24 protein-coding genes and 1 riboswitch are annotated in these 24242 nt (G+C 38.5%); of the genes, 19 read left to right on the top strand and 5 right to left on the bottom strand.

Annotated elements, in window-relative coordinates; translation table 11 throughout:
* Positions 1 to 400: 400 nt before the first annotated feature.
* From E2K98_RS21830 to E2K98_RS21780, 11 genes are all read left to right on the top strand, one after another.
* Positions 401 to 1399 (top strand): ABC transporter substrate-binding protein, encoded by a 999-nt coding sequence (locus E2K98_RS21830; protein WP_133337912.1) that lies wholly within the window; start codon positions 401 to 403, stop codon positions 1397 to 1399.
* Positions 1400 to 1600: 201 nt separating this feature from the next.
* Positions 1601 to 2632, top strand: coding sequence for an ABC transporter permease (locus E2K98_RS21825; RefSeq protein ID WP_133337910.1), 1032 nt, complete (start codon positions 1601 to 1603; stop codon positions 2630 to 2632).
* Positions 2607 to 3401: an ABC transporter ATP-binding protein gene (locus tag E2K98_RS21820; protein WP_026576505.1), complete on the top strand. Its 795-nt coding sequence runs from the start codon at positions 2607 to 2609 to the stop codon at positions 3399 to 3401. The genes E2K98_RS21825 and E2K98_RS21820 overlap by 26 nt, the downstream gene beginning before the upstream one ends.
* Before the next feature lie 232 nt (positions 3402 to 3633).
* Positions 3634 to 4749 carry a 4-hydroxyphenylpyruvate dioxygenase gene (gene hppD, locus E2K98_RS21815; RefSeq protein WP_133337908.1) on the top strand — a complete coding sequence of 372 codons (1116 nt, stop codon included), beginning with the start codon at positions 3634 to 3636 and terminating at the stop codon, positions 4747 to 4749.
* Between the two features lie 117 nt (positions 4750 to 4866).
* Entirely contained in the window at positions 4867 to 5490 is a 624-nt protein-coding gene (locus E2K98_RS21810) for a flavin reductase family protein (protein ID WP_133338070.1), read from the top strand.
* Positions 5487 to 6410 carry a fumarylacetoacetate hydrolase family protein gene (locus E2K98_RS21805; protein WP_133337906.1) on the top strand — a complete coding sequence of 308 codons (924 nt, stop codon included), beginning with the start codon at positions 5487 to 5489 and terminating at the stop codon, positions 6408 to 6410. Before E2K98_RS21810 ends, E2K98_RS21805 begins: the two co-directional genes overlap by 4 nt.
* Positions 6411 to 6425: 15 nt before the next feature.
* Positions 6426 to 7589 carry a homogentisate 1,2-dioxygenase gene (locus E2K98_RS21800; RefSeq protein WP_133337904.1) on the top strand — a complete coding sequence of 388 codons (1164 nt, stop codon included), beginning with the start codon at positions 6426 to 6428 and terminating at the stop codon, positions 7587 to 7589.
* 101 nt (positions 7590 to 7690) lie between these two features.
* Positions 7691 to 7799, top strand: a riboswitch (SAM riboswitch).
* 218 nt (positions 7800 to 8017) lie between these two features.
* The gene (locus E2K98_RS21795; RefSeq protein ID WP_133337902.1) at positions 8018 to 8599 is read left to right on the top strand and encodes an O-methyltransferase; all 582 of its coding nucleotides are present in this window, start codon (positions 8018 to 8020) and stop codon (positions 8597 to 8599) included.
* A gap of 135 nt (positions 8600 to 8734) precedes the next feature.
* Positions 8735 to 9349: an NUDIX hydrolase gene (locus tag E2K98_RS21790; protein ID WP_133337900.1), complete on the top strand. Its 615-nt coding sequence runs from the start codon at positions 8735 to 8737 to the stop codon at positions 9347 to 9349.
* 184 nt (positions 9350 to 9533) lie between these two features.
* On the top strand, positions 9534 to 10895 hold the full coding sequence (locus E2K98_RS21785; protein ID WP_133337898.1) for an aspartate kinase: 1362 nt from the start codon (positions 9534 to 9536) through the stop codon (positions 10893 to 10895).
* Between the two features lie 323 nt (positions 10896 to 11218).
* Complete coding sequence (locus E2K98_RS21780) at positions 11219 to 12466, top strand: NAD(P)-dependent malic enzyme (RefSeq protein ID WP_133337896.1); 1248 nt, start codon at positions 11219 to 11221, stop codon at positions 12464 to 12466.
* 86 nt (positions 12467 to 12552) lie between these two features.
* Here the strand turns inward: E2K98_RS21780 and E2K98_RS21775 are convergent, their stop codons facing one another.
* Together E2K98_RS21775 and E2K98_RS21770 are read right to left on the bottom strand one after the other, a co-directional pair.
* Positions 12553 to 13128 carry a hypothetical protein gene (locus tag E2K98_RS21775; RefSeq protein WP_133337894.1) on the bottom strand — a complete coding sequence of 192 codons (576 nt, stop codon included), beginning with the start codon at positions 13126 to 13128 and terminating at the stop codon, positions 12553 to 12555.
* A 16-nt stretch (positions 13129 to 13144) separates the two neighbouring features.
* Complete coding sequence (locus E2K98_RS21770) at positions 13145 to 13711, bottom strand: membrane-spanning protein (protein ID WP_133337892.1); 567 nt, start codon at positions 13709 to 13711, stop codon at positions 13145 to 13147.
* A gap of 167 nt (positions 13712 to 13878) precedes the next feature.
* On the opposite strand from E2K98_RS21770, the gene E2K98_RS21765 reads away from it, so the two are divergent.
* Positions 13879 to 14496: a TrkA C-terminal domain-containing protein gene (locus tag E2K98_RS21765; protein ID WP_026576495.1), complete on the top strand. Its 618-nt coding sequence runs from the start codon at positions 13879 to 13881 to the stop codon at positions 14494 to 14496.
* A 38-nt stretch (positions 14497 to 14534) separates the two neighbouring features.
* Here the strand turns inward: E2K98_RS21765 and E2K98_RS21760 are convergent, their stop codons facing one another.
* Complete coding sequence (locus tag E2K98_RS21760) at positions 14535 to 16097, bottom strand: ABC transporter permease/substrate-binding protein (RefSeq protein WP_133337890.1); 1563 nt, start codon at positions 16095 to 16097, stop codon at positions 14535 to 14537.
* Entirely contained in the window at positions 16097 to 17221 is a 1125-nt protein-coding gene (locus E2K98_RS21755; RefSeq protein WP_133337888.1) for an ABC transporter ATP-binding protein, read from the bottom strand. Before E2K98_RS21755 ends, E2K98_RS21760 begins: the two co-directional genes overlap by 1 nt.
* Positions 17222 to 17459: 238 nt before the next feature.
* Between E2K98_RS21755 and E2K98_RS21750 the strand changes: the two genes are divergently transcribed.
* The 3 genes from E2K98_RS21750 to E2K98_RS21740 all read left to right on the top strand — a co-directional run bounded on the left by E2K98_RS21750 (position 17460) and on the right by E2K98_RS21740 (position 20134).
* On the top strand, positions 17460 to 18131 hold the full coding sequence (locus E2K98_RS21750) for a response regulator transcription factor (RefSeq protein WP_133337886.1): 672 nt from the start codon (positions 17460 to 17462) through the stop codon (positions 18129 to 18131).
* Positions 18132 to 19511 (top strand): sensor histidine kinase, encoded by a 1380-nt coding sequence (locus E2K98_RS21745; protein WP_133337884.1) that lies wholly within the window; start codon positions 18132 to 18134, stop codon positions 19509 to 19511.
* 233 nt (positions 19512 to 19744) lie between these two features.
* Positions 19745 to 20134 (top strand): hypothetical protein, encoded by a 390-nt coding sequence (locus tag E2K98_RS21740; RefSeq protein ID WP_133337882.1) that lies wholly within the window; start codon positions 19745 to 19747, stop codon positions 20132 to 20134.
* A 77-nt stretch (positions 20135 to 20211) separates the two neighbouring features.
* Here the strand turns inward: E2K98_RS21740 and E2K98_RS32110 are convergent, their stop codons facing one another.
* Positions 20212 to 20340 (bottom strand): hypothetical protein, encoded by a 129-nt coding sequence (locus E2K98_RS32110; protein ID WP_268884126.1) that lies wholly within the window; start codon positions 20338 to 20340, stop codon positions 20212 to 20214.
* A gap of 159 nt (positions 20341 to 20499) precedes the next feature.
* Here E2K98_RS32110 and E2K98_RS21735 point away from each other — a divergent pair, with 159 nt between their 5' ends.
* The 4 genes from E2K98_RS21735 (at position 20500) to E2K98_RS21720 (ending at position 24241) form a co-directional block, all read left to right on the top strand.
* Positions 20500 to 20985 carry a nitroreductase family protein gene (locus tag E2K98_RS21735; protein ID WP_133337880.1) on the top strand — a complete coding sequence of 162 codons (486 nt, stop codon included), beginning with the start codon at positions 20500 to 20502 and terminating at the stop codon, positions 20983 to 20985.
* 118 nt (positions 20986 to 21103) lie between these two features.
* Positions 21104 to 22351, top strand: a complete 1248-nt coding sequence (locus E2K98_RS21730) for a DHHA1 domain-containing protein (RefSeq protein WP_133337878.1) — start codon at positions 21104 to 21106, stop codon at positions 22349 to 22351.
* A gap of 163 nt (positions 22352 to 22514) precedes the next feature.
* The gene (locus tag E2K98_RS21725) at positions 22515 to 23294 is read left to right on the top strand and encodes a sugar phosphate isomerase/epimerase family protein (RefSeq protein ID WP_133337876.1); all 780 of its coding nucleotides are present in this window, start codon (positions 22515 to 22517) and stop codon (positions 23292 to 23294) included.
* Positions 23282 to 24241, top strand: coding sequence for a sugar kinase (locus E2K98_RS21720; RefSeq protein WP_133337874.1), 960 nt, complete (start codon positions 23282 to 23284; stop codon positions 24239 to 24241). Before E2K98_RS21725 ends, E2K98_RS21720 begins: the two co-directional genes overlap by 13 nt.
* The last annotated feature ends 1 nt before the right edge of the window (position 24242 follow it).

The following is a 24242-nucleotide window of genomic DNA, read 5'->3' as shown; positions in this document are numbered from 1 at the left end:
TGGGAATCATTTTGATAGATATTGACAAATTACTAGAATCTACATCAGATCTAACATCTGAAAAGAACAGTTATAAGATAAAGCCAATAGAAATTGATCAATTACTAGAAAAAACAAGAGAATGGTAGAATCTTTTGTTTTGAAATTTATCCATTAATATACATTTCTGCAAAAACCTTCTTTATTAAAAGAAGGTTTTTTGTTTTTAAAAAAGAGAATAATGACGGTTTTCTAAAATATTTTTCAGTTCAAAGTAATTTTGGTGGAAATTGCCGCTTTAAAGCAGAAAAATATTTTTCAATTTTCTATTGATTTTAACTCAAAGAAATACTAGAATAATTTTTAATATAAGAATTTTTTGAATATTGGTTTTAGAGAAATTTAAGGGGGATTTTTACTTATGAAGAAGTCAGTTCGATCGCTATCCTTTGTGTTAGCGGGAATGCTGATGCTTGCAGGCTGCGGCAGCAAGGATACAGCTGGAAGCGGGAAAAAAGAAGAGGGTCAAAAGGAATATACAATTGGTATTACCCAATTTGCCGTACACCCATCATTAGATGCAGCAACTGAAGGTTTTAAAAAGGCGCTTGCTGATAGAGGTCTAAAGGTTAAGTACGATGACCAAAATGCGCAGGCGGATATGAATAATACCCAGACAATTGCTCAGAATTTTGTCGGCAACAAGGTAGATTTGATTTTTGCTAATGCAACTCCAAGTGCAACTGCAGCATTAAATGCAACAAAGGATATTCCGATTGTTTTTACATCTGTTACCGATCCAGTCGGGGCTAAATTGGTAAAATCCTTCGATCAACCAGGACCAAACATTACCGGTACGACGGATAACCACCCGGATGCAACGAAAAAAACTATCAGCTTTATTACAGATGAAGTGAAAGCAAAGAAGATCGGTGTTATCTATAATTCTGGTGAGCAAAACTCAGAAGTCCAGGTAAAAGCAGTAAAAGAATTGGTTGAGGCAAAAGGAGCTAAGTTAGTGGAAGTTTCTGTTTCTACCTCTGCAGAAGTTAAACAGGCTGCTGAATCATTGGTAGGACGTGTCGATGCAATCTATGTTCCAACAGATAATACTGTTGTATCCGCACTTGAGTCGGTTATTTCAGTTGCAAACAGCAAGAAAATTCCGTTGTTCGTTGGTGAACTTGATTCAATGAAGCGCGGAGCTGTTGCGGCAAGCGGATTTAACTACTATGACATTGGCTATCAATCAGGTGAAATGGCTGCTGACATTTTAACAGGTAAGAAAAAGCCTTCAGAAATTCCAGTTGAACTACCTAAATCTTTGAAACTTGTAATCAATAAAAAAGCAGCAGAAGCTCAGGGCTTAACTGTAAAAGATGAATGGAGTAAGCTAGGAGAATTTTACGAAGGAAAATAATTTTTACCCTTAAATTGGCTGTGTTAAAGGAACAAGTTGATTTTGAACATCGTTGATTAGAGCGGAAATCAACGACTAGTTTAATAGAGCCTTTAAAATAGTACGTTTGGAGGAGGCCTTATTAGGTCTTCTCCCAAAATTTTTTACATATAGGTTTTATACCTATTCCTTTAGGACTTAGACAAAGAAAGGATGAACTCAATGTTTACAGCCATATTTGGATCATTCGAAGCAGGTATCATCTATGCGATTATGGCACTGGGCGTCTATCTTTCCTTTCGAATTCTGGATTTCCCAGATTTAACGGTGGATGGGAGTTTTGTTACAGGGGCAGCGATTTCGGCGGTAATGATTGCAGGTGGAGCCAATCCGTTTTTTGCTACAATCATGGCCTTATTCGCGGGTTTTATTGCAGGATGTTTGACCGGATTGATTCATACTGTTGGAAAGATAAATAATTTACTTTCGGGAATTTTAATGATGATTGCTCTTTATTCCATTAACTTGCGAATCATGGGCAGATCAAACATACCATTATTAAATTCCGACACATCATTCACAAAAATAAGCAGTCTGTTTGAAAAAACAGGAATCGATTCCTTTTTCAACAATTTATTATCACTTGTCGGTTTAGGAGACAGCCTTCCTTCTACATGGGGAATTCTGATTTCCATGATTATCATTACCTTTATTATTAAAGGGTTTACAGATTGGTTTTTACAAACAGAAATTGGTCTTGCGATCAGGGCGACAGGAAATAATAAGCGAATGATTCGCAGTCTTTCAGCCAATACGAACCTTCTTGTTGTTCTTGGCTTGGGGCTTTCTAACGCATTAGTGGCTTTTTCCGGGGCATTAATTGCACAGCAGGGCGGTTTTGCAGATGTTGGAATGGGGATTGGGATGATTGTCATCGGACTTGCATCCGTTATCATTGGTGAAGCACTGTTTGGAACCAAATCCATTGCCAGAACAACCCTTGCTGTGATTGGTGGATCCATCGTATATCGTATTGTGGTTACGCTCGCATTACGAATTGAGTTTTTGGATCCGGGAGATATGAAATTGATTACAGCCGTAATTGTCTTGATTGCTTTAATCGCTCCCAAAATTATTGACGGCACAAAAGAGAAAAAGCGAAAAGCACGCAAAAAAGCAGAAAGAATGAACATCATAAAGGCTTCAAGTGATCAAAGGGGTGAAAGTCATGCTGCAATTAAATCAGATTCATAAGATATTTAACGAAGGGACACCTGATGAAAAAATTGCAATTGACCAAATCAATTTAAATCTAAAAAAGGGCGACTTTGTCACGATTATCGGAAGTAATGGGGCCGGTAAATCAACCTTAATGAATATCATATCTGGTGTGATTACTCCGGATATTGGCGATATTCATATTGCCGATAAAAATGTTACAGCCATGACGGAATATAAACGTTCAAAGATGATTGGCCGGGTTTTTCAGGACCCAATGGCAGGAACAGCTCCAAGTATGACCATTGAAGAAAATCTTGCTATGGCCTATTCACGGAATAAAACAAGAACACTTAAAAGTGGAGTTACAAAAAAGCGCCGAGAATATTTTCGTGAGGTGCTTGAAACATTACATTTAGGTTTGGAAAACCGCCTAAGTGCAAAGGTTGGTTTACTATCCGGTGGGGAGCGTCAGGCGCTATCCTTATTGATGGCTACATTCACTGAACCATCGATTCTTCTTCTCGATGAACATACAGCGGCTCTCGACCCGTCAAGAGCTGAACTGATTACGAATCTAACAAAGGAAATTGTCGATCGATACAAGCTCACTACCTTAATGGTTACACATAATATGCAGCAGGCGATCGACCTTGGTAACCGATTAATCATGATGGATAAGGGCCAAATCATCCTTGAAGTAGATGAGGAAAATAAGAAGAATTTAACAATCGAGGGCTTATTATTAGAATTTAAACGCATTCGCGGCGAACAGATGGCAAGTGATAGAGCCATTCTGGCATAATGAAATTTAAGCGAGATTTTGTCGATAAAAAAATATTTTTTAAGTAGGAAGGGGAACAGCCGGCATGAGGCTGTTCCTTTTTTGATTTATTAAGGATTTATCACTATAGGTGTGTTGTTTTCTTTACTGCCTAAAAGCGTTATTGCTTTACACTCTATTCTTGAGAGGACGAAAAACCTTTCGATAAAATAAAATCATGAAAAGTTTAAATTTTCCATTTGGAGGTTTTCGTATGAAAGAACAAAGAGTGAGAGCTGAACAGCTGGCGGATGACTTCTTTCCGGTATGTGATGTTGACTATATTGAAATTTACACAGGCAATGCTAAGCAAGCCTGTCATTATTTTTGTACGGCATTTGGGTTTAAGCCAGTGGCTTATTCCGGTTTAGAAACGGGAAATCGGGAGTCCGTATCTTACGTCCTTACGCAGCGAAATATTCGTTTGATCATCACAGGCTCCTATACTGAAGATAGCAGGATTTCCCAATTTGTAAAGAAACACGGTGATGGTGTCAAGGATGTGGCGTTACTAGTAGATGATGTTGAAAAGGCTTACAATGCAGCAGTTGAAAGAGGGGCGATAGCCATTATTGCACCTTTTGAAATGAAGGATGAAAAGGGAGTGTTAAAAAAGGCCGTTCTTGGTACATATGGGGATACCATCCATACGTTAATAGAACGGAAAAATTATCAAGGCGTATTCATGCCAGGCTTTGAACCCTATTCAAATGATTTGCCAATCGAAGATGCCGGATTAATTGGGTTCGACCATGTTGTCGGCAATGTGGAACGGATGGAGGAATGGGTGGAATACTATTCGAAAGTCATGGGCTTTAAGGAAATGAAGCATTTTACGGATAAAGATATTACAACGGAATATTCTGCTCTCATGTCAAAGGTCATGCACAATGGCGGCAGGATTAAATTCCCGATAAATGAACCGGCAGAAGGAAAACGGAAATCACAAATTCAAGAATATCTTGAATTTTATAATGGCCCTGGTGTACAGCATCTGGCGATCTTAACAGAAGATATTGTATCGACTGTAACAACATTGAAAAAGAATGGTGTTGAGTTTTTAAAAACCCCGGGATCCTATTATGAAGCATTAGGAGGTCGGATTGGAGAAATTGATGAAGAAATAGAAAAGCTCCGTGAGCTGAATATTTTAGTCGATCGGGATGATGAAGGATATTTACTGCAAATCTTTACGAAACCGATTGTAGACCGCCCCACTTTGTTTGTGGAAATTATCCAGCGTAAAGGTGCAAGAGGTTTTGGGGAAGGAAATTTCAAAGCTTTATTTGAGTCGATTGAACGTGAGCAGGCTAGACGAGGAAACTTATAATGACTAGATAAAGAGTGTAATATTTTTAAAGGAATCACCATATGGTCGGTAAAAAGGGAGGAAAGACTTTCTCCCTTTTTTCAAAGTTAATGTTGGTAAGGAAGAGTGGTGGATACAGTGGAAATCACCCCGGAGACACTTGAATGGAAAGAAGCCTATAAACTATTAGTTGGATCTATTTTGCCAAGGCCGATTGCATTTGTATCAACCTTGGCGGAGGATGGGACGGCGAATGCGGCGCCGTTTAGTTTTTTTACTGCTATCTGTGCCAGTCCAATGCTGGTCTGTTTCTCTCCGATGCGGAGAGGGAAGGACGGTGCGAAAAAGGATACACTTGTTAACATTGAAAATACGCGACAGTTTGTTATTAATATCGTCAGTGAGGGAATAGCATCACAAATGAATGACTGTGCGATTGAATTCTCCCCTGAAGTTGATGAAATAAATGAGACCGGTTTAACGAAAGAACCTAGTAAAAAAATCAAGGTCCCTCGGATAAGGGAGTCGCTTGTCCATTTGGAATGTGAGTTGTACCAAGTATTGGATTTTGGCGATCAGCCAGGGGCCGGAAGCCTTGTTATTGGCAAAGTGGTCCATGTACATGTGGCCGACGACCTTTATAACAATGGCAGGATAGATTCTGAAAAACTAAAGCCGCTGGGCAGGATGGCGGGAAACACCTTTACGGATCCGTTAGTGCGGACTTTTGATATGGTAAGAAAAACGGAGGCTGGAAAATGAAATTTGTAACTTTTGAAAAAAGTGATAAAACGTATCGGATAGGCCTCTTGTTAAACGAAGAGTATGTTGTTGATTTGATTGAAGCAACAGGCGATGACCTACCTGCTAACTTACTAGACTTTATCAATTCCCATGAAAAATACATGAAAAAGGCTGCTGAGCTTATTTCGATTTCAGTTGAAGATTCCGCAGTACATCGATTATCAGATATTCGCTTAAAAGCTCCATTACCCGTACCGAAGAGTTTCCGAGATTTTTATGCATTTGAGCAGCATGTAAAAACGGCAAGAGACAACAGAGGACTTGAAATGATTCCGGAATGGTATGAGATTCCTGTATTTTATTTTTCCAATCATTTAGCCATCAAGGGACCGGATGAGGAAATTGTGAAGCCGGCAGAATCAGATTGGCTGGATTATGAGCTGGAAGTTGCTTGTGTCATCGGTAAAGAGGGCAGAAATATTCCTGCCGCGGAAGCAGACAAGTATATATTCGGCTATTGTATATTAAATGATTGGAGTGCAAGAGATCTTCAGCGAAAAGAAATGATGGTAGGACTTGGACCTGCGAAGGGGAAGGATTTTGCTACTTCTATAGGACCGTGGATTGTAACGAAGGATGAAGTAGAACCATTTAAGGCGGGGAAAGGCTTTAATCTTGCCATGAGGGCGCGTGTAAATGGTGTTCTTCTATCGGAAGGGAATATGAAAGACATTTACTACTCTTTTGCCGAAATGATTGAACAGGCCTCCAAAGAAGTGACACTATATCCCGGGGAAATCATAGGGTCTGGGACTGTTGGGACAGGGTGTATTCTTGAGCTTGGCCCTAAGATCCACCGCTGGTTAGAGCCCGGAGATTGTGTAGAGCTTGAGATTGAAAAATTAGGGGTTTTAAAGAATACCATTATAGAAGGATAGAAAAGGGGTGGCCGGATGTTTTATCGTAAGATGGGCAAGATTCCCCATAAACGTCATACAATCCATAAGAAGGAAGATGGTAGCCTTTACCGTGAGCAGGTGATGGGGACACGCGGGTTTTCGGGAACTCAGTCGATCTTATATCATGAATACATGCCTACCGAAGTAGTGAAATCCGAATTAGTTATGAGTTTTTTGCCGGAATATGAAGACCAGCCAAGTTTACGGCACCGTCATTTTTTTACCAGCAACGTATCTAAGCACGGAAATGCACTAATAGGAAGACAGTACTTTTTAGGTAATCAGGATTTGCTGATTGGAACTGCAAATGTGACGGAAGGAATGCCTAGCTTTTACCGAAACGGCGATGGCGATGAGATGCTCTTTATTCACTATGGTTCCGGAAGGCTTGAGACGATGTTTGGAACGATTCCATACAGGCCGGGGGATTATTTAGTGATTCCAATTGGAACAATTTATCGTGTGATTCCAAATGAAAATGAAACGACTAAAATGCTGTTTGTAGAATCCTTCAGCCAAATTACAACACCAAGGCGTTATCGCAATGAATACGGGCAGCTTTTGGAACATAGTCCGTTTTGCGAGCGGGATATCCGTGGTCCGGAATCGTTACAGACGTTTAATCAAAAGGGCGAGTTTGAGGTGTTAACGAAAGCGAGAGGAAATATCCATTCACATATCCTTGGCCATCACCCGTTCGATGTGGTTGGATGGGATGGGTATCTCTATCCCTGGGCGTTTAATATTGAGGATTTCGAACCGATTACGGGAAGGATCCATCAGCCACCGCCTGTTCACCAAACCTTCGAAGGAAGTAATTTTGTGGTATGTTCCTTTGTGCCAAGATTATATGATTATCATCCGCAATCAATACCGGCGCCATATTACCATAGCAATGTGAACAGTGATGAGCTCCTCTATTATGTGGAAGGTAATTTTATGAGCCGAAAGGGGATTCAAGAGGGCTCAATCACGCTTCACCCAAGCGGCATCCCGCATGGGCCTCATCCTGGGAAAACAGAAGCAAGCATTGGCAAAAAAGAAACATTGGAATTAGCTGTTATGATTGATACGTTTCATCCATTGAAGGTTGTTAAAGCCGCAGCTGCCGTTGAAGATCTTGATTATATGTACTCTTGGGCAGAGAAAAAGCAATAATTTTATTAAATGGGTGGAGATTATTATCGAGTAAAAGTATTGTCTTTTTGTAAAAACTGTGCGATACTTATTGGCAAATGAAATAAATTCCATAAAATTTATTCTTATCCAGAGAGGTGGAGGGACTGGCCCTGCGAAACCTCAGCAACCCCTGATTATTTCAGGAAGGTGCTAATTCCAACAGAGTAGACATACTCTGGGAGATAAGAGGTCGGTATCGTTTATCCAAAGGCCTCTTATCATAAGAGGCCTTTTTATTTTTTCATATTCTATATAAAAGGTCATTGCTGATTTTAAACATTTTGATTGTAGTGGAAGGTGCGAGACTCTTGCGGGAGTACGGAGCCGAGGAGGCTCCCCGGACCGCCCGCGGAAAGCGAAGCACCTGGAGCGGAAATCATCAGCCATTATAAATAGGGGGAATTGTCATGGAGGAAAACAAAGTTTTGCAAGCGCCACTTGCTTACGCGAAAATATTACAAGACTCTCAGGTGATTGGCTTTGAGCAATCATGTGACAGAAAAACAGGGTTTTTGCTAAAAGGATTGGCTTCCTCAAAATCAAGAGGAAATTTCTTAGAGCTGGGAACAGGCGCAGGGGCATCGGCTTCATGGATTATTGAGGGAATGGATGGTGAAAGCAGGCTTACGACGGTTGACATAGATGCGAGTGTGCAATCTATTGCTAAGAGGTACCTCGGGCAAGACAGCAGAGTATCATTCCGGTGCGAAGATGGGGCGGCTTTTATTCAAAAAATGTCTGAGCAATTTGATTTTATTTTTGCCGATACCTGGCCAGGAAAATTCGAACTACTTGATAAAACGCTAGATCATTTAAATGTGGGAGGGTTTTATGTGATTCATGATTTGCTGCCAGATGAGAGAGTGCCGGAAGAATATAGAATCAAAGCTCCCAAACTTGTTGATACACTCCGAAAAAGACCGGATTTGGTGATAACAGAAATGGATTGGTCAACCGGGCTGTTATTGGCAATCAAGACAAATGTATGAGTATAATAATAAATTTGTTTTAAAAGAGTAATTTCTACCATGAATCTTGTCTAAAATTAAAATAACAATTCCTTTATGACGGGGAATACTTGATGGCAGTTTATCAAGTTGAGTGAAACAAAAGAGGTGAAATTTATGGATTTGGAATTTATTCATCATAAATTAAAAACACATACGCCGACGATACTGGGAAGTGAAAAATTTTCCAAGTATGCAGTACTTTTACCTCTTATTCAAAAAGAGGATGGAATCCATATCCTGTTTGAAGTCAGGTCTATGGAGCTTAGGAGACAGCCGGGAGAAATTTGTTTCCCAGGTGGAAGAATTGATTCTGACGATTCTGATGAGAAAGGAGCGGCAATACGGGAAACACTTGAGGAATTAGGAATAAAAAGAGAAAATATCTCGAGAGTATTTCCTTTGGATTATATGGTTTCACAGTTTGGTATGATTATTTATCCCTTCGCTGGATTTATTGATTGTCCTGAATCGATACAACCTAATCCAGCTGAAGTGGGGGATGTTTTTTCGGTACCCATGTCCTTTTTCTTAAATCATAAGCCTGAAGTGTACAATTTGAATTTTAAAGTTGAACCGGAAAAAAACTTTCCGTTGGAGTTAATTCCAGGGGGAGAAAATTATAAATGGCGGACAAGAGGATTGGACGAATATTTCTATATTTATGAAGAAAAGGTTATATGGGGGTTAACTGCCAAGATTCTTTTTCATTTTATTGAACTCATTCGTTAAATTTTATTTATAGGAAAGACAGTGGGCTTTAATAGTTGAAATTTTACTGCTTTTTTGGTCTAATTGTATTAATGTCCACTGCAAATAAACAAATGTCCTCGATAGAAGGAAAAAAACTATTGATTATTTTCAGAATTAGAATAAAATTAAGATTATATTTTTAAAAGATTAGGAGTTGTAAGAAATGAAGGTCGTTAAATTTGGAGGATCGTCTTTAGCATCAGGAAAACAATTAGAGAAGGTTTTCCAGATTGTTGTTTCAGACCCTGAACGGAAGGTAGTAGTCGTTTCGGCACCAGGAAAAAGATTTTCTGAAGATGAGAAGGTAACGGATTTATTGATTGAGTGTGCTGAACTTTCCTTACAGAATCAAGATCCAAAGGAAAAATTAGATGCTGTAGTGGCAAGATATGCGTTAATTGCTGAAGAATTAGCCATTTCTTCAGATATCATTCAGGAAATTGAGAATGACCTTAAAAGAAGAGTTTCCTCGGATAAGAGTAACCCTGAACGGTTTATGGATTTAATGAAGGCTAGTGGAGAGGATAACAACGCAAAATTAGTTGCTGCCTATTTTCAATCGCAAGGTGTTGATGCCTCTTATGTTGATCCTAAAGATGCAGGACTTCTTGTCAGTGATGAGCCAGGAAATGCCCAAACTCTACCGGAATCATATACAAAATTAGCCTCACTACATGATCGACGAGGAATTTTAGTATTCCCAGGATTTTTTGGCTATAGCAAGGAAGGGGATGTATTTACCTTTTCACGAAGCGGATCAGATATTACGGGTTCAATCCTTGCCAATGCCTTAAAGGCCGATCTTTATGAAAACTTTACCGATGTGGATGCAGTTTATTCCGTTAATCCATCATTAGTGAGCCGCCCAAAGGAGATCAAAGAATTGACATATCGTGAAATGCGCGAGCTTTCCTACGCAGGATTTTCTGTTCTTCATGATGAAGCACTTGTTCCGGCCTTCCGAGCAGGAATTCCGGTGAATATTAAAAATACAAATAATCCTTCTGCACCTGGTACAAGAATTGTTTATGAACGCGATAATACAAACGGTCCTGTTATCGGAATTGCTAGTGATGAAGGCTTTTGCAGTATTTATGTAAGCAAGTATTTAATGAATCGAGAGGTTGGGTTTGGCCGTAAGCTTCTTGGTATTCTAGAGGAGTTTGGTCTATCCTATGAACACACTCCTTCCGGTATTGATGATATCTCAGTGATCCTAAGAGAGAATCAGCTTGCTCCGGGAATGGAGGAAGAAATTAAAAGACGTATTGAAACAGACCTTAATGCTGATTTAGTTAAATTCGAACACAGCCTGGCTTTGATTATGGTCGTGGGAGAAGGCATGCGCAGGAATGTGGGAACAATGGCCAGGGCTTCCAAAGCTTTAGCAAAGGCAAAGGTTAATATCGAAATGATTAATCAGGGTTCATCTGAAGTGAGCATGATGTTTGGGGTAAAAGAAGTCGAAGAAAAAAGAGCCGTTCAGGCACTTTATGATGAATTCTTTGCAGCCGTGATGGTTTAAAAGGTACATACATCACAAGACGAGATTACGACGACAACGTTATTGAATTTAATCAATTAAAAAGGCTTAACCGTTATTCGGTTAGGCCTTCTTAATTTTGAGAGAAAATAATATAACATCTCCCGTATTTCCCCGTTAAAAATAAAACGATGATAAGCAAATAATTATTTTTGTACAACATAAATAGTTTTGTATATAAAACTAATTTTTAATATAAAAACAAATTATCTGAATATTATTGACTATTAATAAAATTAAATATATTATTATAGATATATGTAACATTGTTTTATATGTAAAACAAGGAGGAGAAGAGTCAATTTATGTCAACTTTACGTGAAGAAGCATTAAAAATGCATAAAGAAAATCGAGGAAAGCTTGGCGTTCATTCAAAAGTCGCAGTACGCAATGCAAACGATTTAAGTTTAGCATATTCACCAGGCGTTGCAGAACCTTGTTTAGTCATTCATGAGGATGAAAGCAAAGTATACGACTACACAATGAAGGGGAATCTTGTTGCCGTTGTTTCAGATGGAACAGCTGTACTCGGTCTTGGGAATATTGGCCCCAAAGCTGCAATGCCCGTGATGGAAGGAAAAGCATTGTTATTTAAATCATTTGCTGATGTAGATGCATTTCCCCTTTGTTTAGATACATTTGATTCGGATAAAATTGTCGAGGTTGTCAAATTACTTGAGCCTACATTTGGCGGGATTAACTTAGAAGACATTGCTGCACCTCAATGTTTTGAAATTGAGAGCCGCTTACAAGAAGCCTGCAATATTCCAATTTTTCATGATGATCAACATGGCACTGCAATCGTTACTGCTGCTGGATTAATTAACGCTCTAAAACTCGCTGAGAAGAGTATTAATGATATTCGTGTTGTGATAAACGGTGCAGGTGCAGCAGGTGTGGCGATTGTGAAACTCTTACTACATATGGGAGTAAAGGATGTCATCTTATGTGATACAAATGGAATCATTTATAATGGCCGCCCTGTAGGAATGAATCCATTTAAAGAGGAAATAGCCTGTATTACCAATAAAGAACAGCAACAAGGGTTATTAGCGGATGCGTTGGTGGGAGCAGATGTGTTTGTCGGCGTATCAGCTGCAGGTGCTGTCACAAAAGAGATGGTTCGTTCCATGAATCCATATCCGATCATTTTTGCGATGGCCAATCCAATACCGGAAATTATGCCGGAGGAGGCAAAAGAAGCTGGAGCACTCGTAGTAGGGACTGGCCGATCTGATTTCCCTAATCAGGTTAATAATGTACTAGCATTTCCGGGCATCTTCCGGGGGGCTTTAGATGTACATGCAAAAGAAATCAATGAAGAAATGAAGCTTGCAGCAGTTTATGCTATTGCTGGATTGATTTCAGCGGAAGATCTCCATGCCGACTATGTGATACCAGACCCATTTGACCGCCGAGTGGCTGCCCATGTAGCAGCAGCTGTTGCGAATGCTGCAATGGAAACGGGTGTTTCACAAAAAAATGTAAATGTAGAAGACATAAGAAATCGTCTATTATTACTAGTAGAAGAAAAACAACCTGTTTTGGTATAAATCTATTTGAAGCAACAAAAGGATCAGTGGGGTAGAAAGAGCTGTGTTTAATTTGTATAAAATTTAAACACAGCTCATGATAAGTCTCATTGATTCTTTAATTTAATTTTTGTTCGAACCCCTGCCCAAATCGCGATGACAAGCCCTCCTGCAGTATCGGCAATCAAATCGGTCATCGTGTCTGTATTTCCGCCGCCTTGCAGGGTCATGCCCAAAAATTGATCACAGCTGAATTCATAAACTTCCCATAGGACTCCGCCGAGGGCAGCAAAAGATAGGGTATACAAAAATACAAACCAAGGGGAAATCGCATTTCCTGCATTTCGATGAATAAGTCGCTCATATAAAGCAATCGCTGCAAATGCCAGGATACCGCCGCTGATAAAATGCATAAAGGTGTCCCACCAGCCAAGGCCATACCAGCCGCGAATCGAACCTAAATATTGTGAACCAATCAAGAAAATCAAGTAAGAAAAAACGATCGGCAAATTGAATTGAAGTTTTGTAAAAAGAGCCAACAGAAGCGGAATCGCACCGCAGACAATTCCGCCAATTGCTACAGTAGATTTAAATGATGCACCGGTTGAATGATAATAAAAAGCCAAAATGGCCATAAATAGTACATAGGCTGCACTAATGAGAATGACAAGTTTCCGATTCATTGTTTATTTCCTCCAATTAAACCTGTTGTTTGCGGACTAAGGAGTATAGTGCAATCAGGAGTCCGCCGGCTAAACCACACAATAAATCATACATGGTATCGGTGTTGCCGCCTCGTTGCATCGTGTGTGTAAATGTTAGATCCCCTAAAAATTCATAGATTTCCCAAAATACACTAGCTGAAGCACCAAGTGAAAGCACAAATAGGAAGAGAACCCACCGCGATACATCCTCTCGATTTTGAGAAGGCACCAGTATCTTAAAAAGTGTAATGGCGATCACACCAACGTATGCTCCCTTGTAAAAATGAAGTGTTGAATCCCACCATTTATGATGAAGATAAAAAAGAGCAATGGAACCTAAGTAAGTAGAACAAAACAGAAATAAGAAATAACCTAAAATTTGCGGAATGTTAAAAGGATTATTTTTTAAGCGCAATAGTAATAATGGTAAGGCACTGACAATGATACCGCCGAGAGCTACCTGCCAATTAGAGGTGTCATCTTTAATGAGGTAAAAGACAAATAGGGTGGTCATAAAAATCATAAAGGCGATACTTAAACAAAGAATTATTTTACGTTTCATGTCCTCACCTCATTCCATTTCCTTTTACAATTATGCCCAAAATTCTCTGAATAAAGTCTTTAACTTTTCACTCGCAAGCTATCGTCTAAAAGAGTATAGTGGAAGGGTATTAGATACAAAAAAATAAGATAAGACTTTTTTAATACTAGTGGTGTCGGAGGTTTTTTATGGAAAGGACACAAATACCTACATATGAACGAATCGCCATTGATTTAGCCAATCGAATCTATGATGGTAAATTTAAGGTAGGAGAAAAAATTCATGGCAGATCCACATTGGCTAGTGAATACAAGGTTTCACCTGAAACCGTCCGCAGAGCAATAAAAATTTTAGAAGATGTGGAAATTGTTCATTCTACCAAAGGCAGTGGAATTGTAATTTCCTCTAGGGAAAATGCCTTCAAGTATATTCATCGATTTTCGAATCTTGCCAGTGTAAAAGACCTGAAAAAGCAAATGAACCATTTGATTGTGGAACGAGAAAAATTGGACGAACAGTTGTATGAAACGTTAACGAAAATTATGGACTATTCAGACAAACTGCGCCATACGAATCCATTAGCACCACTTGAGATTGAAATTTTTCCTGGCTGCATCCATATTGGCAAGACGATTTCAGATATGAAGTTTTGGCAAAACACTGGAGGGACAGTGATTGGAATGAAAAGGAAAGGGGAGATGATTATATCACCCGGCCCTTATGCTTTAATCCACGAAGGCGATATTCTCCTTGTCATAGGAGATGAAAAAACGTACGAAAGAGTTCAGCATTTTTTAGAGGAATAAAAAGGAGACCGGTCTATAGTATAGACCGGTCTTTAGAATTATTTTATAATTCCTTCTTTTTGTAAAAACTCTTTTGCAACTTTTGCCGGAGACTGCTTCAAGCTGTCTACTTTATAATTTAATTCACGCATTTTCTCATCTGTTATTTTACCCGAGAGAGCATTTAATGCCTTTTTCAGTTCCGGATGTTTTTTTAATGTTTCCTCTTTTACGATTGGTACGGCATAGTATGGAGGGAAAAAGTTTTTATCGTCCTTTAATACTTTTAAATGGAAGGCTTCAAGTAATCCATCAGTAGAAAATGCATCAATGGCATCACTCTTATGATGATCTAAAGCAGTATAGCGCAGGCCGCCATCAACAGCCTTCACATCTTTAAATTTTATTCCATATGTTTTTGTAAGACCAATTAACCCATCCTCCCGATTCGGAAATTCAATGGTTGGTCCGAAGGTTAAACCATCACTCACTTTTGCCAAGTCCGAAATAGTGTTTAATCCATATTGCTTCGCCGTATCTTGACGTACTGCCAGTGCGTACGTATTGTTGAAACCAAGCGGTTTTAGCATATCAATGCCATATTTATTCTTAAATTCTTTTTGGACATATTTATAAACTTTATCAGGATTACTTTCAGGCGGTTGGTTTAGAATATTCACTAAACCAGTGCCAGTGTATTCGACATAGGCATCAATATTACCATTCTTAAGGGCACTAAAAGCCACTTGTGAACCACCGAGGTTTAATTTTCGTTCGACTTGCAAATCTGTTTTATCTTCAATGACATCAGCAAGCATATTACTTAAAATTAATTGTTCACTAAAATTTTTAGAACCAATGACAATTTTATCTTTGGAGTCGCCTGTTGCTTTTGCGTAAACACCAAATCCTCCTGCAGCAAGAACCACAATGGCGCTTGTTGCAATGAACCATTTTTTTGCTGGTTTCTTCTTCATTTTAGAGGATTTGATTTTACTAGTATAAGAGATGGAAGACTCAAGTTTTCCAACAATAAAGTCAATTAACAGTGCCAGGATACATGCAGGAATCGCACCTGCTAAGATCATGTTGTTGTCAACAGTTTGCACACCTGAAAAGACTAGATAACCTAGTCCGCCGGCCCCGACAAAGGCTGCGATCGTCATTAATCCGACAGCGGTAACCGCTGAAATTCTGATTCCCGCCATAATCATCGGGAAAGCTAACGGCAACTGAACCTTTCTCATTGTTTGGCTCTTGGTTAAACCGATACCTTTGGCGGCTTCCAGAATGTCTGCATTAATATTCGTTAACCCAGTGTAGGTATTTTTAACAATAGGAAGTAAAGAATAAAGAACAACCATTACAATGGCAGGGGTGCTGCCAATCCCGATAAACGGGATTAAAAACCCGAGTAAGGCCAAGCTTGGAACCGCTTGAATGACATTTGTTGTTCCAATAATCGGCTTTGATAATTTCGGCTCTCTGGAAATCAAGATTCCGAGCGGGATGCCGACAATAATGGCAATCACAACTGAAATGACACTTAAATATAAATGTTCCCCTATTAAACCAAAAATTTGGTCTGAGTTTGATTGTAGATAGTTCCAGAAATCCTTCATTAAAAGGCCACCTCCAAGTCAATTAGTTGACTGCTTAATGCTGATAAAATACTGCTCCTTGTAATAAGACCTGTTAATTGATTCATGTAATTTACAACAGGTACATAGCCAATCTTGTGTTCATTCATCGTTGTAAGAACAGAAATCAAATTTGCATCTTGTGATACAGATAGAACATTTTGCTCCATAACATCCTCAATTGCATCATTACGGTTCAGCAATTGAATTCCTTTCAATGTCACTAAACCGATGAGAATATTATTCTTATTCGTTACCATTAAGCTGTCTACCTTATGATCCTTCATAATTTCAATTGCCTGAAGAACATTACGTTTCCCGGTAATTTTAACAGGATGAGCGATCATAATATCCTCGGCCAATAGTAATTCAGGATTATTCCATACTCTTCTTTTTCCAATGAAGTCTTCAACAAAATGGTTAGCCGGATTTTTTAAGATATTTTCCGGTGAATCATATTGAAGAATATCACCATCTTTTAAAATACAAATCTTGTCAGCTATTTTAATAGCTTCATCCATATCATGCGTTACAAAGATAATCGTCTTGTTAAATTCCTTTTGCATTTGGAATAGTTCATCCTGCAGAGAGCTTCTAGTCACGGGGTCTAAGGCACTGAATGGTTCGTCCATTAAGATGATATCGGAGTTAGTGGAGAAAGCACGAGCTACGCCAACCCTTTGCTGCTGCCCGCCGCTCAGTTCATTTGGATAGCGGTGCAGATATTCCTTTGGATTTAATCCAACCGTCTCCAATAATTCCTCCGTTTTTTTGGCAATTGCCTCGGGATCTTCTCCTTTAAGCTTCGGAATGAGCTCCAAATTTTCCTTAATCGACATATGTGGGAATAAACCCGTATTTTGGATAACATAGCCAATGTTTCGGCGAAGTTCAATCGTATTCATGGTCGAGATATCTTTCCCATTTACATAGATTTTTCCTGATGTTGGTTGAATTAATTTATTAATCATTTTCAGTAGTGTTGTTTTTCCACATCCACTGGGACCGATAAATACGACTAATTGTCCCGCTTCGATATCTAACGAAAATGAATTGATAATCGTTTTTGTCCGATACTTTTTAACTATATTTTTAAATTCGATCATGTTTTGTCCTCCTTTTTGTGTTGGTTGTTGATTTCCGCTTCGTTTAACTATGTTTTAAAAATCAACATTGTTATTTAGCACGCCTTAATGCAACAACCTAATTATAACACATAAGTTGTTACTTTGTCGAATTCGGTGCTGAAATCCCTGAGTTTAAAGGCTTAATCTTTCCTAATTCTTATGGATTGATTACAATTGAAATGGAATAAATAATGTAAGTTAGTAGAAGGAGTAGTAGATGAAAACGATTATAGCAGCAGATGATGATGTGAATATCCTTAATCTGATTAAGGGGCTGTTAACAAAGGAAGGATTTAAGGTTGTTACCGCAAAGAACGGTGGAGAAGCATTAAAGGTTCTGGAAACAGACCTATGTGATTTGGCCATTGTTGATATTATGATGCCCGTTATGGATGGATATAGTTTAACAAGAGAAATAAGGAAGCATTATGACATACCGGTTATTTTATTAACAGCCAAAAGCCAAATTGAAGATAAAGAAAAAGGCTTTGAGTCGGGAACAGATGATTATTTAGTTAAACCATTTGAACCCCGCGAATTAATTTTCCGTGTAAACGCACTGTTAAGAAGATATGGTAAAACAAGTGAAGCCAATATAAGTCTCGGCTCCCTCTATATAAATAAAAAAGGCTACGAGGTAAAAATTAATCAGAAAACGTATATGCTGCCATTAAAAGAATTTGAATTGCTTTCCTTTCTAGCTGAACACCAAAACCAAGTTTTTAGCCGCAGCCATTTAATTGAAAAGATTTGGGGACTGGATTTTGAAGGGGATGAACGAACCGTCGATGTACATATTAAGCGCCTCAGAGAACGATTCAATACGATTGAAAAAGATTTTTCCATCAAGACAATCAGAGGGGTAGGCTATTCGCTGGAGGTTCAATAAATGAAATCTCTTTATAGTAAGTTCGCGATTACGACGATTTTAATCATGATTTTAAGCGGGGTTCTTTCGTTTATTGTTTCCAATCATTATTATCAGGTGACATTGAAAAAACAGAATGATGAGAAAATCACCGGTTTTGCTCAAAAAATTGCTGATTTTGCCAGTAAGCAAAAAAAGATCAGTTTAAAGGATTATTTCACTCATATTGGCGGAATCGGTTACCAAATCCTTTTGGTCGATTCAACGGGTCATCAACAGTCTTTTGGGTCAGCCTTTCGAAAAAAAAATCTCCCTGATGCAGTGAAGGAAAAGGTGCTTAATGGTGAGGTGTACCATGGGATTCGTCAATTTCCGAAACAAACCTTTGTGACTGGTTTTTTTGCGAATGAATTAGAGAACTCAATCGGTGTTCCGTTTACATACCAGAAAAAATCATATGCTATTTTTATTCGCCCTGATATTAAGTTAATGTTTAATGAAATGCATATTTTATTTGGCTGGCTCTTGCTGCTCTCGATTTTGCTAAGTGTTATTTTGGTCCTAGTCAGTACAAATTATTTGGTGAAACCGATTAGAAAGCTAAACGCAGCAACAAAGGAAATTTCAGAAGGGAATTTTTCGGTAAAATTGGACATTGACCGGAGTGACGAATTAGGGGATTTGGCAGTCAGCTTTACGAATATGTCACAGAAATTAGCGAAAGTGGAACAATTAAGAAGAGAATTGATTTCAAATATTTCTCATGATATACAATCCCCGCTAACCAATATAAAGGGATATTTAAACTTAATTGATGATCAAAATCTTGAGGAGAAGGAAAAAACTCAATATATCCAAGTTGTTCAATCGGAAGTAGAGCGGTTATCGACGATTACAAAGCAGTTACTTCTTCTTGCCTCGATTGAAAGCAAGAAGGACTTAATGAAGATCAGCCGCTTTAATCTTGCTGAACAATTAAAAGGTGTGCTTCATCAATATCAGTGGAGTATTGGTGATAAAGGGATTATGATGAGTTATTCACTCCCTGAAACGTGGATTAATGGGGACTCCTCTTTGCTATATTCTGTTTGGGAAAACCTGCTGACAAATGCGATTAAGTATAATAATGAAAATGGAAATATTGAAATTGACCTAATTGATTCAGGTTCATCCGTTAAAGTGACAGTTAAAGATAGTGGAATTGGTTTGGAACAAGAGCAATTGAAAAGAATATTTGACCGGTTTTATCGCGCGGATACTTCTAGGACACGATCCGTTGATGGAACTGGCCTTGGGCTGTCGATCGTCCAATCGATTGTTCAGTTGCATCATGGAAAAGTGGAGGCAGTTAGCCAAGTAGGCAAAGGAACATCCGTTAAAGTGACACTTCCGAAAATGTAAACTATCGTTCATCTTCCGTTCATATTCGTAACGTATTCTATTTACGAAATGAAAATTGGAAGGTGATTTTTTTATGTTCTTACCGTTTAAAGAGATGACATTTTATCAAATTGATATTTTTTAATTAGTTTATTTTGTTTTTTGTATTCTCGTTGGTTTTATTATTAGCGGTTTGGCGCATGGGCTGTCAATGAAGGACGGACAGTTGGTGGAGTAAGAAAGGTAGGTTAAATATGAAAAAGTACAGTAATTTGTTGTTAAGGGTGTCCTCTGTTTTTGCCTTAGCTGGTGCTGCGATTGGTGGTCACATGGCTGGTTCGGGTGATTATGCGTTTCGCCCGATCCACGCTCATATTTTAGTGGTTGGTTGGTTGACAATGTTTGCATGGGCAGTTTATTATCGACTATTTCAACCGAAAAGTCGTATTTTAGCAGGGCTGCATGTTTATAGTGCCATTATTGGTGTAGTTGGATTAACTGTTGGAATGGCCTTGTACAATTTTAAACCGGCATTTCTGCCAGCAACTGTTGAGACAGGCCTTTATATTGGCGGTGGGGCCGTGCTCCTCATTAGTTTCATTCTCTTTTGCATTCTTACATTTACACAAGGTAATGAGGATTAAATGAAAGATTAAAAGAGTAATTGAATTGGTTCATAAAGAAAGAAACTCTCCTTAGGAACGAGTTTCTTTTCTTTATACTATTTATTTTGCATATCTTTTTTAGTGATTTCACTGCGAATACTTGTTTCCTTCGCAAATTCACTGTCTTGTTTTTGGTTATTAGGATACTTGTTTTTACGTTCACGGTTATCATTACGATTTGTCATGTTTTTCACCCCTCTTCTTTAACCTCGACCATTATTGTGTACAGGTGTGTGTTTTTTATAACCGCTACTATAAAAGAAAAGAATCTGGAAAATACATCCTACATATGATAGTATAACGTGTATTCGTTAACTGTATTTTGAATGGGAGGAAGAAATCCATTGAGTATTTTGGAAACGATTAAGTCACGCCGTACGATAAAAAAATTTAAAACTGATCCGGTTCATTCCGAGAAACTGATGACCTGGCTGGAGGCGGCGGCCATGGCCCCCAATCATCGAATGACGGAGCCTTGGGAAGTATATTTTATTGGGCAAGAAACTCGAGCAAAACTGAACCATAAAACCAATTTTGGAAATGCTCCTGTTTTAATGGCTGTTTTATCAAAACATGGGGCAACAGCTCTTGAAACAGAGGAAAATGCTCTTGCAACGGCATGTTTTGTTCAAAATTTTAATTTAGCTGCATGGGAAGAAGGGGTCGGGACATTTTGGTCCTCTATTGCAGCGGCAGCAAACAAACGGGAGATTCTGGGGGTACCGGAAGGATATGACGTGATTGGGGTATTTGGAGTTGGTTACCCTGAAGAAATCAGTGAGCCAAAACCACGGACGCCAATGCAAAATAAACTAAAGGAACTGCCATAGACTAGAAAAGCCAATTGCTACTTTGCAGTTGGCTCCACTTTTTTGACAATCGTATAAGATAATTGTTCCAACAACAAACTAACTCTTATGGAAAAAATAAAGAATGGTGGTAAGGAAGATGGTAAAATTATTTACCGATATTGATTTGGACGGACTTGGCTGCGGAATCATTGCTAAACTTGCATTTGGTGAAAACGCTGATGTTTCATATTGCTCATATCGGACCTTGAACCAACAGGTAGAAACATATATCGAAAATCCCGAAAATCATAGTTCACAAATCTATATTACTGATTTAGCCGTCAATGAAACGAATGAGAAAAAGCTAGCAGCCCGTTATCAACAAGGGAAGCATATCAGAATGATTGACCATCATGTTACAGCCCTTCATTTCAATGAATATAAGTGGGCATTTGTTCACCCGGAATATGATACAGGAAAGAAAACCTGCGCAACTTCCTTATTTTATGATTATTTAAAGGAACAGGGTTTAATACAGAGGAATCAGGCACTTGAGGAATTTATCGAATTAGTCCGCCAATATGATACATGGGAATGGGACGAAAATAATAATATTGATGCCAAACGCCTGAATGATTTGTTCTATATTTTAAATCGTGAACAATTTGAAGAAGCGATGCTTAAGCGTTTTTCTGAAAATCCGCAGAATTTCTATTTAACGGAAACTGAAAATATGCTGCTGGATATGGAAGAAGCGAAAATTAACCGCTATATTCATTCGAAAAGCAGACAGACCGTGCAAGCCTTTATTGATGATTATTGCATTGGAATCATTCATGCAGAACAGTATTTATCTGAGCTTGGGAACGCGTTAAATAAACTCTATCCTCATTTAGATATGATTCTACTTCTAAATGTAAGTGGCAAGAAAGTTGGGTATCGAACCATACATGACGAAGTGAATGTCGCTGAATATGCAAAACGGTTTGGAGGCGGCGGCCATCCGAAAGCTTCCGGCTCAGAAATGTCAGCCGATGCATTTGAAAAATTTGTGATAAAGGTATTTAGTTTGCCAACGCTAAAACCGGATCCGGACAAGAATGAATTTAATTTAAAAGAAGCAAAAACTGGTACAAGTTATAAAAGTGTAAAAGGAGAAATTTCCTTTATCCGTCTGGTAAATGATAATGCCTATGCGGTCATACATAATGGTAAGAGATATGCTTCCTTATTTGAAACATATGAGGAAGCAGAACGGTATATTAAACGGACATACGGATCTTGGCTTCGTTATGATCAGGAATGTATCCAACAATTGGCTGAAGCTTTTTCAATCAGAATAGATAAGGTCAAAGAAAACTATCAACCTTTAGTAAAAAAATTAATCGATAAATTGGATAAATAAGAAAAAAATAACTCGGATCTGAAAATTGGTCCGAGTTATTTTTTTATGATTTTTTTAAAATTAATATTGAAAAGCGCTTACATTACGTTTATACTTTAAATAAATCGATTTACTAAACCGATTTAGTAAATCGATTTATTTAAAAGGAAAGGAGTGTGTTCAGATGGAAAATATAATCGTTCCTTTAAATGCATTTGATAGTATAGAAGTTTTAAAGAAAGGCCAAGCTGCATTTATTGAATTGATCGCGAAATCCGGGGCATTTGGGGTAGAAATTCGCAGAGAACTATTCCCCGGCCATGACTTTCAATTAGAATACATTAAAAATGAAATCGAAAAATATCAACTTTTCACTGTATACTCAGCTCCGATTGAATTATGGAAGCCGGATCACTCCTTGAATACAGAGGAATTAATGATGGTGATGGAAGAAGGCCAGGCCCTAGGTGCAAACTGGATCAAAGTATCATTAGGTCATTTTGAAAAATTCAAATCCAATATTCAAGAATTAAAACGATTCCTGATACCATTTCTTGATATTCAGTTCTTAGTTGAGAATGACCAAACCTTATATGGCGGAAATGTAAACCGATTAAAATTATTTTTTGAAAGCGCTCGCCAATTCCATGTCCCGATTAAAATGACGTTTGATGTTGGAAACTGGATCTATTCGAATGAAGAGGTTGAATCTGCTTTACGTGAACTTGCCCCATTTGTTCTGTACATTCATTTAAAACAGGTTGAAAATATAAATGGAGAATTCATCCCGGTGCCGCTTGAAACAGAGGGAAAACTTTGCTGGAAGAAAGTAATGAATCAATTTCCAAACAATCTTGTGAAAGCGCTTGAATTCCCGATTCAACCAAAAGAAAAGACAAAGGAATTTGTAGAGTTGGTGAAAAACTTTACAAATGAAAGGAAGAAAGAATTATGCAACAGCTAGATGTCATTACTTTTGGAGAGGCTATGGCCATGTTTATTGCTAACCAACCAGGCCCTTTACATGAAATTAGTCAATATTCACTCGAACTGGCTGGGGCTGAAACGAATGTGGCCATTGGGCTCACTCGTCTTGGATTTCAATCTGGGTGGGTAAGTAAAGTGGGAAATGATGCCTTCGGAAAGTTCATCGTGAACAGACTTAAAGAGGAAAAGGTTGATATTAATCAAGTTTTAGTGGATACCAATTATCCGACTGGTTTTCAATTAAAATCAAAGGTTACTATTGGAGATCCTGAAGTTCAATATTTTCGTAAAGGCTCTGCTGCCAGCAACCTAAGTATCGATGATTTTAATGAAGAATATTTCTTATCAGCTCGGCACATGCATATGACAGGTATCCCATTGGCTCTATCAAGTCATACAAGGGCATTTGCCAATCATGCGCTGGCTCTGATGAAAAGGAATGGCCGAAGCATATCCTTTGATCCAAATTTACGCCCAAATTTATGGACTTCAAAGGAAGAAATGATTCAGGCAACCAATGAGATTGCCTTTCAAGTGAATCATGTTTTTCCTGGGATAAAAGAGGGTGAAATTTTAACGGGTTACCAAGAACCTTATGATATCGCATCATTTTATCTTGATAAAGGCGTTGAGCTCGTCATTATTAAACTTGGTGAAGAAGGGGCGTTCTATAAGACGCAAATCGAAGAAGGAATGGTTCCAGGGTACAAAGTACAAAAGGTAATTGATACGGTGGGAGCCGGAGATGGTTTTGCAGTAGGAGTCATGAGTGGCTTATTACAAGGTCTTCCGGTCCATGAGACAGTATTAAGAGGAAATGCGATAGGTGCTTTAGCTGTTCAATCGCCGGGGGATCATACAGGGTACCCGACAAGCAGTCAATTAAATGATTATATGGCAAATCATTTTCAAGGAGTGAAATAAT

It is taken from the genome of Bacillus salipaludis, from assembly GCF_004358205.1.
Note: the sequence above shows the minus strand (reverse complement) of the source record. Positions and strands in the feature narration are given on the sequence as shown.